Annotated in this window: 17 protein-coding genes; all 17 read right to left on the reverse strand. The window is 32.7% G+C overall.

Translation table 11 applies throughout. From position 1 onward, the window contains the following. Positions 1-50: 50 nt before the first annotated feature. The 17 genes from rpmE to FYJ27_RS11550 all read right to left on the reverse strand — a co-directional run bounded on the left by rpmE (position 51) and on the right by FYJ27_RS11550 (position 15,367). Complete coding sequence (gene rpmE, locus FYJ27_RS11470; protein WP_154484961.1) at positions 51-251, reverse strand: 50S ribosomal protein L31; 201 nt, start codon at positions 249-251, stop codon at positions 51-53. A 69-nt stretch (positions 252-320) separates the two neighbouring features. Continuing rightward, the gene (gene rho / locus FYJ27_RS11475) at positions 321-1,622 is read right to left on the reverse strand and encodes a transcription termination factor Rho (protein WP_406565760.1); all 1,302 of its coding nucleotides are present in this window, start codon (positions 1,620-1,622) and stop codon (positions 321-323) included. A 175-nt stretch (positions 1,623-1,797) separates the two neighbouring features. Next, positions 1,798-2,766, reverse strand: a complete 969-nt coding sequence (glpX, locus tag FYJ27_RS11480) for a class II fructose-bisphosphatase (protein ID WP_154484963.1) — start codon at positions 2,764-2,766, stop codon at positions 1,798-1,800. A gap of 12 nt (positions 2,767-2,778) precedes the next feature. Next, the gene (gene fsa, locus FYJ27_RS11485; protein ID WP_154484964.1) at positions 2,779-3,426 is read right to left on the reverse strand and encodes a fructose-6-phosphate aldolase; all 648 of its coding nucleotides are present in this window, start codon (positions 3,424-3,426) and stop codon (positions 2,779-2,781) included. 13 nt (positions 3,427-3,439) lie between these two features. Continuing rightward, positions 3,440-4,291: a class II fructose-1,6-bisphosphate aldolase gene (locus FYJ27_RS11490; protein ID WP_154484965.1), complete on the reverse strand. Its 852-nt coding sequence runs from the start codon at positions 4,289-4,291 to the stop codon at positions 3,440-3,442. Between the two features lie 77 nt (positions 4,292-4,368). Next, positions 4,369-5,028 carry a hypothetical protein gene (locus FYJ27_RS11495; RefSeq protein ID WP_154484966.1) on the reverse strand — a complete coding sequence of 220 codons (660 nt, stop codon included), beginning with the start codon at positions 5,026-5,028 and terminating at the stop codon, positions 4,369-4,371. A gap of 127 nt (positions 5,029-5,155) precedes the next feature. After that, a complete protein-coding gene (locus tag FYJ27_RS11500) occupies positions 5,156-7,183 on the reverse strand; it encodes a methyl-accepting chemotaxis protein (protein WP_154484967.1) in 2,028 nt (675 codons plus the stop codon). 156 nt (positions 7,184-7,339) lie between these two features. Further along, positions 7,340-8,161: a 3-keto-5-aminohexanoate cleavage enzyme gene (kce, locus tag FYJ27_RS11505; protein WP_154484968.1), complete on the reverse strand. Its 822-nt coding sequence runs from the start codon at positions 8,159-8,161 to the stop codon at positions 7,340-7,342. Between the two features lie 49 nt (positions 8,162-8,210). Beyond that, positions 8,211-8,597 carry a 3-aminobutyryl-CoA ammonia lyase gene (gene kal / locus FYJ27_RS11510; RefSeq protein WP_154484969.1) on the reverse strand — a complete coding sequence of 129 codons (387 nt, stop codon included), beginning with the start codon at positions 8,595-8,597 and terminating at the stop codon, positions 8,211-8,213. 126 nt (positions 8,598-8,723) lie between these two features. Continuing rightward, positions 8,724-9,761: an L-erythro-3,5-diaminohexanoate dehydrogenase gene (gene kdd, locus FYJ27_RS11515; protein ID WP_154484970.1), complete on the reverse strand. Its 1,038-nt coding sequence runs from the start codon at positions 9,759-9,761 to the stop codon at positions 8,724-8,726. Positions 9,762-10,062: 301 nt separating this feature from the next. Continuing rightward, a complete protein-coding gene (locus FYJ27_RS11520; protein ID WP_154484971.1) occupies positions 10,063-10,500 on the reverse strand; it encodes a hypothetical protein in 438 nt (145 codons plus the stop codon). 90 nt (positions 10,501-10,590) lie between these two features. Next, positions 10,591-10,740 carry an efflux RND transporter permease subunit gene (locus tag FYJ27_RS11525; protein WP_154484972.1) on the reverse strand — a complete coding sequence of 50 codons (150 nt, stop codon included), beginning with the start codon at positions 10,738-10,740 and terminating at the stop codon, positions 10,591-10,593. Next, positions 10,718-12,157 carry an efflux RND transporter permease subunit gene (locus FYJ27_RS11530; RefSeq protein ID WP_154484973.1) on the reverse strand — a complete coding sequence of 480 codons (1,440 nt, stop codon included), beginning with the start codon at positions 12,155-12,157 and terminating at the stop codon, positions 10,718-10,720. The genes FYJ27_RS11525 and FYJ27_RS11530 overlap by 23 nt, the downstream gene beginning before the upstream one ends. Beyond that, complete coding sequence (locus tag FYJ27_RS11535) at positions 12,154-12,360, reverse strand: hypothetical protein (protein ID WP_154484974.1); 207 nt, start codon at positions 12,358-12,360, stop codon at positions 12,154-12,156. Before FYJ27_RS11535 ends, FYJ27_RS11530 begins: the two co-directional genes overlap by 4 nt. A gap of 117 nt (positions 12,361-12,477) precedes the next feature. Continuing rightward, the gene (locus tag FYJ27_RS11540; RefSeq protein ID WP_154484975.1) at positions 12,478-14,082 is read right to left on the reverse strand and encodes a CTP synthase; all 1,605 of its coding nucleotides are present in this window, start codon (positions 14,080-14,082) and stop codon (positions 12,478-12,480) included. 110 nt (positions 14,083-14,192) lie between these two features. Continuing rightward, on the reverse strand, positions 14,193-14,399 hold the full coding sequence (locus FYJ27_RS13110) for a 2-oxoacid:acceptor oxidoreductase family protein (protein ID WP_412030658.1): 207 nt from the start codon (positions 14,397-14,399) through the stop codon (positions 14,193-14,195). Next, on the reverse strand, positions 14,387-15,367 hold the full coding sequence (locus FYJ27_RS11550; RefSeq protein ID WP_229775556.1) for a thiamine pyrophosphate-dependent enzyme: 981 nt from the start codon (positions 15,365-15,367) through the stop codon (positions 14,387-14,389). The genes FYJ27_RS13110 and FYJ27_RS11550 overlap by 13 nt, the downstream gene beginning before the upstream one ends. Positions 15,368-15,504 lie beyond the last annotated feature (137 nt).

Here is a 15,504-nt window from a genome sequence, read left to right on the forward strand (position 1 = left end):
GGACAAAAATAAAGGCTAGATGTAAGCATCTAACCTTTTTTTGAAAAAGATTATTCCAAACCATATTTTTTCTTGAACTTTTCAACACGTCCACCTTTTTCAGCGAATTTTTGACGACCTGTAAAGAATGGATGACATGCTGAACAAACTTCTACTCTTAATTCTTTTTTAGTTGAGCCAGTTTTAAAAGTATTTCCACAAGCACAATGTACTGTTGCTTCGTAGTATTCTGGATGTAATTCCTTTTTCATGATGCTCACCTCTCTTTTACACATTTCAACCTGTATATTATAGCATAATAAAAAATGTATTTCAACTTTTTAGGACCAAATTTTTTTCCTCATAATTTCTATAAAAGTAGCATTATCTTCTGTTTGCATAAGGTCTTCTGTTATAGTCTCTGTCACGTCTTGGGTAGGTGCATTGCCTAAAGCTTTCCTTATTCCCCAAATAGTTTCAAGTTGTTTTTGATTTAATAAAAGTTCCTCTCTTCTAGTACCAGATTTATTTATATCTATAGCAGGGAATATTCTCTTTTCTGAAAGTTTTCTATCTAAATGGATCTCCATATTACCTGTACCCTTAAATTCTTCAAATATAACATCATCCATCCTACTTCCTGTTTCAACTAATGCAGTAGCAAGAATGGTCAAACTTCCACCTTCTTCTAAATTTCTTGCAGCTCCAAAAAATCTTTTTGGTTTATGTAATGCTCCTGGATCCAATCCTCCTGAAAGGGTTCTACCTGTTGCAGGGATAGTTAAATTATAAGCTCTGGCAAGCCTTGTAATACTATCAAGAAGTATCACTACATCTTTCCCATGTTCCACAAGTCTCTTTGCTCTTTCTAAGACTATTTCAGCCACCTTTGTATGGTGTTTTGGAAGTTCATCAAATGTAGAATAGACTACATCACCTTTTACAGACCTCTTCATATCTGTTACTTCCTCTGGTCTTTCATCTATTAAAAGTACTATTATCTCCATTTCTGGATGATTAATAGAAATAGCATTGGCAATTTTCTTTAGAAGGGTAGTTTTTCCAGCCTTAGGTGGTGAAACTATCATTCCTCTTTGTCCTTTACCTATAGGAGCCATTAAATCTATCATTCTTGTAGAAAGTTCATTGGAAGTTGTTTCAAGATTTAATCTCTCTCTTGGATAGATAGGAGTTAAAGTATCGAAGTCTGGCCTTTTAGGGGCTGTATCTGGATGCATTCCATTTACACTCTTTACATATAGAAGAGCTTTATACTTCTCACCTTGTTTTGGAGGTCTTGTAATACCATATATCTTATCTCCAGTCATAAGCCTAAACCTTCTTATCTGAGAAGGAGATATATATATATCTTCGTCTCCAGAAAGATAGTTTTCACATCTTAAGAAACCATATCCATCACTATGTACTTCTAGTATTCCTTCAGCTGCATTTATATTGTCCATCTGTTCTAATTCTTCTGTAATTTTATCTGGTAAAACAGATGTATTTATATCTTTGAGTTTTATTTTTCCTTTATAGTTTTCTACTTTCCTATGATCTTCTACCCCTTTCGAATCATTTTTCTCCTGTATCAAATCAATCAACTCACTTTTTTTGTATTTATAAGGACTTTTAATGTCCATGTTTTTAGCTATCTCACGTAACTCTCCAATTTTTTTACCCTCTAGTTCTGTCTGGGTCAACCATTCCACCTCCACAATAATTAAAAAACCTTACCACTTGGAATACATAGGAAAAAAGAAAAGGAAAAAAGAAAGGGAAACTCCTGTAGAATGAACTACAGGAATTTATTTATATCTATCTAGCATACTCAGGTTTCTTATCTAGCTTATGAAGGGCCTCTACAAATCTAATAGTACCTGTTTCAGCTCTCATAACTACAGAATAAGTTGTTGCCATATTGTTCTCATAATATACTACACCTTTTAAAAGTTCACCATCAGATATACCTGTGGCTGCAAATAATATTTCATTTCCACGAACTAAATCTTCCATAGTCAATACCTTATCCACATCTACACCCATGTCTTTACATCTTTTTCTTTCTTCATCATTCATTGGGCATAACTTTCCTTGAAACTCACCTTCCATGCACTTTAATGCTGCTGCCGCTATTACACCTTCTGGTGCTCCGCCTACACCCATAAGTATATCTACACCAGAATGTTCAAAACATGTAGCTATGGCTGCTGCCACATCTCCATCACTAAATAATTTAATTCTAGCTCCTACAGCCCTAACCCTTTTTATAAGGTCTTCATGTCTTGGTCTATCTATTACAGTTACAGTTAAATCTGAAATATCCTTATTCAAAGCCTTAGCCACATTTGATAAATTTTCTTCTACAGATGCATCTATATCTATACATCCTTTAGCCTTTGGCCCTACAGCTATTTTATTCATATACATATCTGGTGCATGAAGAAGACAACCTTTAGGTGCTACCGCCACAACTGATAGTGCATTTGAAAGACCTTTAGCCACTGAAGTAGTTCCATCTAATGGATCTACAGCTATATCTACTTCTGGGCATCCTTCTTTAGCCTTTCCTATCTGTTCTCCAATATATAGCATTGGAGCTTCATCCATTTCTCCTTCACCTATAACTACTTTTCCATCAATATTTACAGTATCAAACATTTTTCTCATACCATCTACAGCAGCTTGATCAGCAGCTATTTTATCTCCTCTACCTAGATATCTAGCACTTTCCAATGCTGCAGCTTCTGTTACTCTGACTAAGTTTAAAGCCAGATTTCTGTCCATTGTAACCACTCCTTATTTTGAGTCTACCCCTTCCCAATCCTTTAAGAACCGTTCTATCCCTAGATCTGTCATAGGATGTTTAACCATCTGTTCAAATACCTTATAAGGTATGGTAGCAATGTGCGAGCCTGCTTTAGCAGCTTCAAGTACATGCATAGGATGTCTAACACTAGCAGCTATTACCTCAGTGCTTATATTATAGTTATTATATATTTTAACTATATCTTCTATAATATTCATACCTTCATTTCCTATATCATCCATCCTACCAATAAAAGGACTTACATAACTAGCTCCAGCCTTTGCAGCAAGTAATGCTTGACTAGGTGAAAATACCAAGGTTACATTGGTTTTAATACCTTCGCTATTTAATACTTTTACTGCTTTAAGTCCTTCTTTTGTCATAGGTATTTTTATTATAATATTTTTGTGAATTTTTGCAAGTTCTTTTGCCTCTTCAACCATACCGCGACTTTCAAGAGAAATAACTTCTGCACTTATAGGTCCATCTACAATGGTAGATATTTCTTTTATAACTTCTTTAAAATCTCTACCTTCCTTTGCAATTAATGAAGGATTTGTAGTAACCCCACATATAACTCCCCAATCATTTATTTCTCTTATTTCATCTATATTGGCAGTATCAATAAATAGCTTCATATTTTGCCTCCTTTTATGCTCTTCCTGCTGAACCGAATACACGCATTTTTTCTGCAACAACTTTGCTCATATTAGCTCTTGCTGGTTTTAAGATCTTTCTTGGGTCGATTTCATCCATATTATCTTTCAAGAAATCTTTTATTGCATCTGCAAAAGCCATCCTTACATCTGTATCAATATTTATCTTATTTATTCCTAAACTAACTGCTTTTTCAAGATCTTCATAAGCTACCCCACTTGAACCATGTAGTACTAGTGGTATATTAGTTTTTTCTTTTATAGCCTTTATTCTATCAAAATCTAATTCTGGTTTTCCTTTATATACCCCATGAGCAGTTCCTACAGCTATAGCAAGAGAATCTACACCTGTTTCTTCTACAAATCTTACTGCTTCATCTACATTTGTCATAGTAGCATCTCTTTCATCTACTTTAATATGATCTTCTGTACCACCTATTTTTCCTAACTCTGCTTCTACTGATACACCTACTGCATGAGCTATTTCTATTACTTTATTAGTCATTGCAATATTTTCTTCCAATGGATATTTAGAAGCATCTACCATCACCGATGTAAAACCATATCTTATACATTTCACAACTTGATCAAAATCTGTACCATGGTCTAGATGAACAGCTACTGGCACTGTTGCCTTTTCAGCTGCTACTTTAGCTAGTGCAGAAATATACTCTATTCCAGCATATTTAATTCCACCTTGACTAGCTTGTAGTATAACTGGTGATTTAGTTTCTTCGGCAGCTTCTATAATCGCTTGGATTATTTCCATATTGTTTATATTGAAGGCTCCTACCGCATAGCCATTCTTATGCGCATCTTGTAATATTTCACTACCTGTTACTAACATGTAAAAAATACCTCCTTTTTATTTGCCACTTTTGCATATGTCATACCTATTATATCATTTTTTTCTTTTATTACACACTACTTCTCTTTAGTATTTTTATTTTTTTCAATTATAGAGTCTATATAAGCAATATTATGCTTCTGCATAAGTATTTTTTCCTTCCTCATTAACACTTCCAGATCTTCTTCTGTTTCTGCATATATTATCTGTATACTATTACAGTTTAAACATTTCAACTCTACCCTATCTGAAAAAACTTCTATTACTACACTATTGCTTCCACAATCACAGCTAATATTGCCTTCTTTATTTAATTTATTTAATTTTTTTAAACATTCACCTAATATTTTAAGGTTTTCGAAATAATTGTCAAATCCCGAGTTCTTAAGTAGTTCTTCAAAATCTACTATATCTTCATCTATTAATTCTTTAGCTTTTTCTTCCTCACCTATAAAACATACCCTTAATTTATTGGCACAGAAAATAAAATTATCTTTCTCAAGTAGTTCCTTGAGAGTATATCTATATATATGTTTATTATTACAAGCAAAGCAATTTAACTTTAGCCAGTAAGTTTTATAGTCCATAGTCTTTATAGAAATATTAGTTTCCCCACATATACATTTGTATTCAGTTTCTTCTTCTTTAGGAATTCCAAATATATTTAGGTTGTATATCCTCATTCTACCGCATATATGACATCTTACAAGTAGAGTTTTATGCCCATGGATTACCATATAAAGCACCTCCTCTACTTTTTTAATTCTTCATAAACTTTTTAATTCCTTCTATTTGTCGAATATTTTTTCAAATAAAAATTATTAGGTAGGAAAATAGTCCTTCCTACCTAACTTTGTCTAATTTTTAATATTTCACTTTTGCAATAAGATTTTGTAGTTCTTGGGCTAGTTCAGCTAAGCTTTCACTAGCAGAAGCAATTTCCTCCATAGCTGCCGTTTGTTCTTCTGTTGCTGCAGATACATTTTGAATCTGGGAAGATACATCTACACTTATTTCTTGCATATTATTGGTTGCCTCCATTACTCCATCCCCATCTTTTACAATACCTTCTATATATTTTGTCATATCAGCCATATCATCATTTAATTCTTTTATCAATCCTATTATTTCTCCAAATACTTCCCCAGTGCTTTCTACAACTCCTAATCCTTCTTCTACATTCTTTATATTTTCTCCTGCCAATATATTTGTCCTATCTATGATGTCGTTGTTTTGAACTATCAATCCACTTATCTCATCTGAAGCTTCTTCTACACCTTCTGCAAGTTTTCTTACTTCTTCCGCTACTACAGTGAATCCTCTACCTGCTTCTCCAGCCCTAGCAGCTTCAATAGCTGCATTTAGTGCAAGTAAATTAGTTTGCTCTGCTATAGAACGGATTATATCTACAAATTCACTTATTTTTTCTGAGCTATTCATTACATCCTTTAGGGAATCATAAACCTGAGAAGTACTATTATTTATACTTTCCATCCTATCTATTACTTCTCCAATATCATTCTTTCCAATATCCGATTTCTCACTGGCTTTTTGGCTTAATCTTGCTATATTTTCACCCTTTGTCAATGCTTCTTCTAAACTTTTACTTACATTTTCCATTGAATCCATTACATTTGTTATATCTTTAAGTAGCTCATTACTATTTTCAGCTACATTGGAAGCTGAACTTGCTACATTTTCTTGGGCTGCAGTAGATTCTTCTGAAGTACTAGCCATTTCTTCTGAAAAAGAAGCTACTTGTTCACTAGCACCAGAAAGCTCCATAGTAAACTTCCTTAAATTATTTGAAATTTTTTCAAAGGATTCAAACATCCTACCTATTTCATCTTTTCTTTCCAATTGTTTTTCATCTACATCTTTTCTAATATCTAAATTTGCAATTTCTTCTGCAAAATCTGTAGCTTCAACAATAGGCTTAGATATATTGTTTCCAATTATATATGTAACAACTATTGCAATAATCGATAAAATGGCTCCTATAATTAAAGATCTCATTACCATTTCATTTAAAGGTTTCTCCACATCTTTTACTGGAATAGAAAAACCTATTGTCCAACCTGAATATTCTACTGGTGCTGCTGTGAAATATTTATCTACTTTATCATAATCCTTCATTTTTTCTACATTTCCCTTTTTAGAACCATTCTTAATAAGTTTTTCCATACCACTACCTAGTACATCTGTAGCAGATGTAAAACCCTTTTCCTCTGAATAGATAAAATCCTTATTATAATAGGATAATATATTTCCATTGTCATCTATTAAGAATCCATTAGCACCTTTCATAGGTTTAGCTTGGGATACAAGATCGATAAGATGATCTATAAATATATCTGAAGCAATTACTGCTTCTATCTTTCCATTTTTCCTAACGGCCTTAGCTACAGTTACTACAACTTTTTCATGTTCAAAATCTACATATGGTTCTGATAAAATAACCTTATCACTATCACTTGCCCTTATATACCAGTCTTTATCTTTCACATTATAACCTTTTGGCAAAGGCATATTGCCTTGATATGTAGCTACTCTATTTTCAGGAAATCCTACATAGTACTCTAATATATCTGAATTTGTACTATTCTTATATTTTAAATAATCAGCTAAATATTTCTCACTATATACGTCTATATCTTTGTTTTTCGATGCATACTTTAGTTCATTTTCTATTTCCTCAATTATCCTACCTTGTACCCTGAGCCAACCATCAATCTCTTTACCATACTTATTTCCTGATTCTTCTAGCCTTCCAAGTTGTCCATCAATTATATGTTTAGAAGATGTCTTATAATTTATAAAAGACACCGCAAAAATACTTACTATACATATGATGCAACAAAAAAGAGCAATTCTACCTTTAATACTTTTCATCTTGTTTCTCCCCCTTGTATAAATAATGTCATGAATAATGTCGACATAAGTATTATCGGCACAATTTATTATTTGTTTATTATCTAACTATATTATTCTTCTAAATTCAAAAAAAGGAAGAGGCTAGCCTCTTCCTTTTTTTGAATTTCTATCTAATTACTTTAATGGTTTAAGTCCTAATATTTCTCTTGCTTCAGCTGGTGTTGCAACTTCTCTACCTAGTTCATTTGCTAATCTAACAACTTTTTCAACTAATTGTGCATTTGATTCAGCTAAAACACCTTTTTCAATATAAACATTGTCTTCGAATCCTACTCTTGCATGACCACCCATGATTATTGCTGCTACAGCCATAGGCATTTCATGTCTTCCAACTCCTGATACTGTCCAAGTAGATCCTTCAGGTAGGCTATGAACTAAAAATGCTAAATCTCTAACTGTTGCATTCATTTGTACACCTAGTACAAAGTCAAAATGCATAGGAGCTTTGATAAATCCTTGTTTATGGTATCTAATAGCTAAGTCAACCATTCCTTTATCAAATACTTCTATTTCAGGTTTAACATCTTTTTCTATCATAACTTTTCCAAAGTTTTTGATAGTATTTTCTGTGTTTACAAATATTTCGTCTCCACCAAAGTTTAATGTTCCACAGTCTAATGTAGCCATTTCTGGTCCTAATTCTACTGGTTGAAGTCTTTCTTCATCACTCATACCTACTGCTCCACCTGTTGATGGTTGAATGATTACATCTGGACATCTCTTTCTGATTTCATCCATACATGCTTTAAATCTTGCTTTATCTTGAGTTGGAGTACCATCATCATTTCTTACGTGTAAATGTATGATACTTGCTCCTGCTTTGTATGCTGCTTCTGCTTCTTTTCCAATTTCTTCTACAGTATATGGTATATTTGGATTGTTTTCTTTAGTAACTTCAGCGCCACATATAGCAGCTGTTATGATTAACTTTTCCATCATATATCACTCCTTGCCACAATATTTTGTCCGCTCAAATAAGCCTTAATTACTTATTTCTTTGTTTGTCTTTTGGAACTACACAAGTACCTGATGCTCTACAAACTACTACAGGTTCTTCTAATACATCACATGCTGAGTCATTTAGGTCTGGTCTTGGTTTGATAACCTTTCTAGCTTCAAATTCCATTTTTCTTGAGCTGTTTCCAACTTTAACTATTTTTCCAACTGCTTCAATATAGTCTCCAGCGAAAACTGGTGCTAAAAATTGTACATCGTCATATCCTACAAATAGTCCTTCGTCTCCATCATTTCTAATAAGTAATTCTGTAGCTACGTCACCAAATAATTGTAACATTTTAGCTCCGTCTACTAAATTTCCACCATAGTGTGCATCTCCAGCACTCATTCTTACTCTAATCATAGCATTTTCCATAGTATAATACCTCCATTCAATTATTTAAATTAATTTATTGGCAAATTAATTTGCAACAATTCTTATTATATCATAAGAATTATTTATTTAAATATTCTTTTCCATTTACAATTTAATTGCTTAATATTAAGCATATAGTTTTTCAAAGATTTCTCTTAGTTCTTTTGATTCTCTCATGATTTGTAGTGAAATTTCTGCATGACCTTTAGTATATCCATTTCCTACTACCATGTCTACGTCTTTACCTACTCCTTCTGCTCCTAATGCTGCTTTTGTGAAGCTTGTTGCCATACTGAAGAAGTATACAAGTCCTTCATCTTTAGTTACTAAGATACTTGCCATTTCTGTATTTGGTATATTAACTATATTTATAGTTACATCTGCCATTTTTCCATCAGTTGCTTTATCTATTTTATTCATTACTGCTACTGCATCTGTTGCGTCTGCTTGGATATATTCGTCTGCTAGATTTGCTGCTTTAGCTCTCTTTAATCCTTCTTCACTGTAGTCTAGGCAGATAACTTTTCCTGTAACTCCTGCTCTTTTCTTTGCTTCATATAAGCAAAGCATTCCTGCTTTTCCTGTTCCACCTATTATTACTACTGTATCGCCAGGGCTTACCATTTTAGCTGTTTGAGCTGGTGCTCCTGCTACGTCTAGTACTGATAATACTAAGTTTTCTGGTAGATCTTCTGGGATCTTTGCATAAAGTCCTGATTCAAATAGTATTGCTTTTCCTTTGATATCTACTTGGTCAATTTCTGGTCTTATGTCTAATATTTCATCAATTCTTAGTGGAGTTAAGGATAGGGAAACTAATGTTGCTATCTTATCTCCTACTTTAAGATCAGTTTTTCCTTCTAATGCTGGACCAATTTTTTCAACTGTACCTATAAGCATTCCACCTGAACCTGTTACTGGGTTTTGGTGTTTACCTCTTTCATCTACTATACCTTTCATTATCTTCTTGATGCCTTCAACATCGCCTTTTGCTTCATCACTTATTTGAGTAAAACTTGCTGAGTCAATATTTAATGTTTGTACATCAATAAGTATTTCATTGTCGTAGATTTCCATATCGTTACTGATTTTAAATGCTGGTTGTGGTAATACACCCTTTGGTTCTAAAACTCTGTGTGTTCCATAAGGACATCCTTTTTTCATATCTAAATCATCCTTTCATATTTGATTAATTATTTTATTTGTTAAATTTTTAGCTAATACGGCCTCTACATCTTAATTTTCACAAATATATATACTATGCAACAAATATGCCACAATTTAAAATATATACCGTATTGGCTAAATATAGCCATTTAAGTTTTTTATACATGAAAAATGGATTGATTATTTTTAACCAATCTTTTGCTTTCGCCAAATTTTGAGCTATTTCCACTGCCTAAAAACAGGCACTAACTTAAAAAACAACTTTTACCTCTATAGGCAAAAGTTGTTTTTTATTTATTTACTCCCCATCATCTTCTTCTCCAAAAGGTTCACAGGCATATTCTATAGGAACTTTATCTTCTCTACTTTCTATCAATTTCACTATAGACTCAGCATATTCTCTTTCTACCTTTATACCTTTAGGATCTTCTTCCCTGTCAAAATAAAAAATGTATTTACCATCCCTAGCCCTGTAGACAATTATTCTATCTAATGTAGAAAAATCCACACTATCTTTACGATCAACAAATATCCCTTTATGTCTATATATTACACCATCTTTAGTCACAGTATTTTCTTTCTTATATACAGTAAAATAAAGAAATATTAGCCCTATGAACAATTCTCGTGTCTTTTTAGTTTTAATGCCTACAATCACTAAAATAATTCCCATGAAAAGACCAACTATCTTTAACCTTCTATTTTTCTCACTCTCTTTAATAACTATTTTATCCATGCTAAACCACCTTGTATATTATTTTAATTTTTCTTATTCATTATTATACCATCTTTTATGATAATAGTCTTCAAAATTAATTGCCATATATTATATATCCTCTTTAGTCTTTCTTAAATTATCAAATACAATATACATTACTGGAATAAATACTAAAGTTAATAAAGTTGAAAAAAAGAGTCCACCTATTACAGCTACAGCCATAGGACTTTGTATTTCAGAGCCTTCTCCTCTTCTCAATGCTAATTGTATCTACTTCTTTTATTTTAGATATATCTTTTTCTAAATTTTCAATAACATTATTAGTCTCTTGAAAACTAGAACCTGATGGCAAATCTATATTTACAATAAAGGTTCCTTCATCTACTGGAGGAAAAAACTCTCCTCCCAATATAAATAAGGGGAAAATAGTGACTACAAATATAGCTACAGCTATAAAAATTGCCCACCCTTTATGATTTAATGCCCATGAAAGTATACTTTCATATCCATCTCTTACACTTCGAAAAACTTTAGAGAACCCATTGTTTTTCTCTTCCACCTCTTTTTTCAGGGACCTAGAAGCCAACATAGGTATTAAAGTCAAAGAAACTAATAAAGATATGACTAATGAAAAAGCTACAGTAAAAGCTAATTCTTTAAAAATAGTAGCCGTAATTCCCTCTACAAATACCATAGGTGCAAATACTGCAATAGTTGTAAGGGTAGAAGCTGAAACTGCCATACTCACTTCTTTGGCCCCTTCTATACTAGCAGACTGGCTATCTAAACCATTCTCTCTTAGTCTATATATATTTTCCAATACTACTATAGAATTGTCTACAAGCATCCCTATTCCTAAAGCCATTCCACCTAAGGTCATTATATTGAAAGTAATATTGCCAAAATATAATAATATAAATGTAGCTATAATAGATGTCGGTATAGACACAGAAATTATAAGGGTAGTTTTTAAATCCCTTAAAAACAGATAAAGTATGGCTACTGCCAATACTGCCCCTATAATAGCATTTTTAAATACATTCATTATACTCATATTTATGTATTCAGCTTGGTCAAGGACTATCTCCATATCCAAGTCTGGATAATCCTTCTCTATAGCTTCTAACTCCTTATGTATCTCTTCACTAACCCTAACAGTATTAGAATCAGACTGTTTTTGGATAGATATATTTATACCTTCTTTTCCATTTATTCTAGAAACAGTAGTAGTTTCTTTATCTTCTATAGATACATCTGCTATATCTCTTAAATGTATAACACCACCTGTAGCCAAAGGTATAGGCATAGATTTTATATCTTCAATAGATTGAAACTCTCCTACTGTCTTTAACGATAATTTTTTATTACCTTTTTTTATCTGGCCAGCTGGTAGATTTAAATTTTCAGCTCCAATTAGCTGAACCAATTTATCTATAGTTAAGCCATATTTTTCAAGCTCTCCTTCTTCTAAAGATATATTGACTTCCTTCTCTTTTCCTCCTGACTCTGATCCAACCCCTTTATAACTAGTACTAACTACTGCTACAGGAACTTCTATCTTAGGCAAAAGATCTAGTGGTATCTTAGTCAAAGACACTATACCTGTTATAATAACTACACATACTATCATTAAAAGGGTAATAGGTTTCTTAACTGAAAAACTATATAGGCTCATTTCTTATCACCTCTAACAACCTTAACCTTAGAGCCATTAGATAGGAAATCCTGCCCTTTAACTATTACCTTTTCCACTTCTACAGGTATATAGTCTTCCTTTGCCTTTTCTTCTTGTTTATCTTTTTCAAATATTGAAGTACAACCTGTAAATAAAGATACTGCTAAAATAGTTAGAACCACAAGCTTTAGTTTCTTTTTCATCTCTTTTCCCCACTCCTTTGTAGCAAATCGATATAACTAACTGTAGTATATCAAGAAATTTCTGTTAATTTAAAGCTTAAAAAAGGAACTCTCTATAGAAGAATTCCTTTTGAATTATTAACAATTATGTTCTTTTGCTGCCTTAACAAAATCTCTAAATAGTGGATGTGGTTTTGTAGGTCTAGATTTAAATTCTGGATGGTATTGTACTGCTACAAACCATGGATGATCTTCCAACTCTACTATTTCCACAAGTCTTTCATCAGGTGAAACACCAGATATTATAAGTCCACTTTCTACTAGTTTATCTCTATATTCATTATTAAATTCATACCTATGTCTATGTCTTTCATAGATTAGTTGTTCACCATAGGCTTCATAGGCTTTTGAGTTTTCTTTTAATTTACAAGGATAAAGTCCAAGCCTCATAGTTCCACCTAGTTCATCTATATCCTTTTGTTCTGGCATAAGATCTATTACTGGATATGGAGTATTTTCATTTAGTTCAGAACTATGTGCATCCTTGAGTCCAACTACATTTCTTGCAAATTCTACTATTGCCATTTGCATTCCAAGACATATACCAAAGTAAGGAATATTGTTTTCTCTTGCATATTTAGCTGCACAGATCTTTCCATCTACGCCTCTATCTCCAAAGCCACCTGGTACCAATACACCGTCTAAACCTTTTAGTATTTCTTCACAGTTAGATTCACTTACCTCTTCTGCATGGATCCATTTAATATCTACATCTACATTATTAGCTATACCAGCATGAACCAATGACTCAGCTACTGAAAGGTAAGCATCCCTAAGTTCTACATATTTTCCTACCAATCCTATAGTTACTTTTCCTTCTAAGTTTTTAGATTTTTCTACAATATCTTTCCATTCACTTAAATCTAGTTCATTGCATTTCAAGTTCAAATGGTCTATTACAAGATCAGCAAGACCTTCTTCTTCAAGCATTAGTGGCACTTCATATAATGTATCTGCATCTAAATTTTGTATTACTTCTGATGGTTCTAAATCGCAGAAAAGTGCAATCTTATCTTTCATATCTTGAGAAATTGGTCTTTCTGTTCTACATATAAGAACATCTGGTTGTATCCCTATACTTCTAAGTTCTTTCACACTATGTTGAGTAGGTTTAGTTTTTAACTCCCCTGCTTTTCCTAGATAAGGAACCAATGTTACATGGATATACATAACATTTTCTTTTCCTATATCATTTTTAAACTGTCTTATGGCTTCTAAAAATGGTAATCCTTCTATATCTCCAACAGTTCCTCCAATTTCTGTTATTACTACATCTACTTCTTTTTCTTTTTCCGCTCTCATCATTCTTTCTTTGATTTCGTTGGTTATATGAGGTATTACTTGTACTGTTCTGCCTAAATACTCTCCTCTTCTTTCCTTATTTAGTACAGACCAATATATTTTTCCTGTAGTTACATTGCTATTTTTACTTAAATTTATATCTATAAACCTTTCATAGTGACCTAGGTCTAGATCAGTTTCTCCGCCATCATCAGTAACAAATACTTCCCCATGTTGATAAGGACTCATTGTACCTGGGTCTACATTTATGTATGGGTCAAATTTTTGAATAGTTACCTTAAGTCCCCTGCTTTTTAAAAGCTGACCTAAACTTGCTGCCGTAATACCTTTACCTAATGATGAAACAACACCGCCCGTAACAAATATATGCTTAGTAGGCATGCCAAAAAACCTCCTTAAAATTAATTACATTAACTATAGTATTTTATATCAATGAAAAAATTATGTCAATTTTAATAATATATATTGTAGAACAATTTAAGGAGTGGAATTCACTTATTATTAGAGTAATTTCTCCCTATCTCAAAAGCCTTTATATTTTCGTCTATAGATTTAGCAGGGACATTTTCTCTAAGGATATTCTTCCACGTTTCTGTCCTTATATGCAAATATTTAGATAATACTCCAATCATAATAGTATTGGCAACTTTAATATTTCCTGCACTTTTAGCCTCCTTTTCAGCATCTAAAGTAATGATATTGAACCTTCATATTTTTTCATCCTTATAGGTGGACAATTGGTCTTTACACAAGATCTACAGCCTATACAGATTTCTGGGTCTACATAAAAATATGGTTCCTTGATCTTGTATCTAAGAGCACAAGGTCTAGTAGCTATAATCACAGACAATCCTTTCTTTTTCAATTCCCCATTTATTATTTCCCTCGTCTTATTATAATCAAACTGGTCTACTTCTATAACATTTTTAATTCTCATAGCATTTAATATTTCCTTAATAGAAGCATCCATATCATCATCTACATTATACCTACCAGAACTAGCATTTGGCTGTCCTCCAGTCATAGCAGTAGTCCTATTGTCAAGAACAATCAAAGTCATATTGTCCTCTTCATCAGCTTGGTGCAGTAGATTTACAAACCCAGGAAGTCCAGAGTGAAAAAATGTCCCATCACCTATAACAGCAGCTATTGGTTCATCATCATTGTTCTGTCTCATTGCCTTATTCATTCCCTTTATCATACCAACACTAGCCCCCATACTTATATTGGTATGAGCCGCTTCAAATGCAGGCAATACAGCCATTGAATAGCATCCAATATCCCCAATAACTTTGACTTTTGATTTCTTCAATATATCAAATATTGGCCTATGAGGACATCCTGCACAGAACATAGGTGGACGAGATACAGTATCCATTGGCTCTACCCTTGTAAGACGTCTTTCCCTAACTACTCCAGCATTAAAAAGTCCTTCTTCTATATCTTCAATATGGAGCTCCTTTGTAAAGGAAAAATATCGTTTTCCTTCGCATTCTATACCTTTACGTTTAAGTTCATTTTCTATAAAAGGCATAGTCTCTTCCAGTACTATTATCTTTTCATACCTTTCGCCTAATTCCCTCACCTTTCTTGTAGATATTGGATAAACCATTCCCAATTTATATATACTTACAGGCAGATTCAATTCTTTTAAATTATAATACATAAGTCCAGAACTGAAACTCCCACGGCTAAAGCCGATGGGGTTCTTAGGTACTATATAGATTTCTTTAATACTCTCACTATATTAAATATAGTTACAACGCATTAAAACTATCTATTTTCCCTAAGACTTTCACTATC

It is taken from the genome of Anaerosalibacter bizertensis (assembly GCF_009696605.1).
In the GTDB taxonomy this organism is placed as follows: Bacteria; Bacillota; Clostridia; order Tissierellales; family Sporanaerobacteraceae; genus Anaerosalibacter; species Anaerosalibacter bizertensis.

Excerpts from the sequence above, each read along its gene's own strand:
- kal (WP_154484969.1), bottom strand. The coding sequence starts at position 8,597 with ATGGAAAATGCTATGATTAGAGTAAGAATGAGTGCTGGAGATGCACAC.
- FYJ27_RS11540 (WP_154484975.1), bottom strand. The coding sequence starts at position 14,082 with ATGCCTACTAAGCATATATTTGTTACGGGCGGTGTTGTTTCATCATTA.
- kce (WP_154484968.1), bottom strand. The coding sequence starts at position 8,161 with ATGGAAAAGTTAATCATAACAGCTGCTATATGTGGCGCTGAAGTTACT.
- kdd (WP_154484970.1), bottom strand. The coding sequence starts at position 9,761 with ATGAAAAAAGGATGTCCTTATGGAACACACAGAGTTTTAGAACCAAAG.
- FYJ27_RS11495 (WP_154484966.1), bottom strand. The coding sequence starts at position 5,028 with ATGGTAATCCATGGGCATAAAACTCTACTTGTAAGATGTCATATATGC.
- FYJ27_RS11520 (WP_154484971.1), bottom strand. The coding sequence starts at position 10,500 with ATGGATAAAATAGTTATTAAAGAGAGTGAGAAAAATAGAAGGTTAAAG.
- rpmE (WP_154484961.1), bottom strand. The coding sequence starts at position 251 with ATGAAAAAGGAATTACATCCAGAATACTACGAAGCAACAGTACATTGT.
- rho (WP_406565760.1), bottom strand. The coding sequence starts at position 1,622 with ATGGACATTAAAAGTCCTTATAAATACAAAAAAAGTGAGTTGATTGAT.
- FYJ27_RS11550 (WP_229775556.1), bottom strand. The coding sequence starts at position 15,367 with ATGTATTATAATTTAAAAGAATTGAATCTGCCTGTAAGTATATATAAA.
- FYJ27_RS11500 (WP_154484967.1), bottom strand. The coding sequence starts at position 7,183 with ATGAAAAGTATTAAAGGTAGAATTGCTCTTTTTTGTTGCATCATATGT.
- FYJ27_RS11530 (WP_154484973.1), bottom strand. The coding sequence starts at position 12,157 with ATGAGCCTATATAGTTTTTCAGTTAAGAAACCTATTACCCTTTTAATG.
- FYJ27_RS11490 (WP_154484965.1), bottom strand. The coding sequence starts at position 4,291 with ATGTTAGTAACAGGTAGTGAAATATTACAAGATGCGCATAAGAATGGC.
- FYJ27_RS11535 (WP_154484974.1), bottom strand. The coding sequence starts at position 12,360 with ATGAAAAAGAAACTAAAGCTTGTGGTTCTAACTATTTTAGCAGTATCT.
- fsa (WP_154484964.1), bottom strand. The coding sequence starts at position 3,426 with ATGAAGCTATTTATTGATACTGCCAATATAGATGAAATAAGAGAAATA.
- glpX (WP_154484963.1), bottom strand. The coding sequence starts at position 2,766 with ATGGACAGAAATCTGGCTTTAAACTTAGTCAGAGTAACAGAAGCTGCA.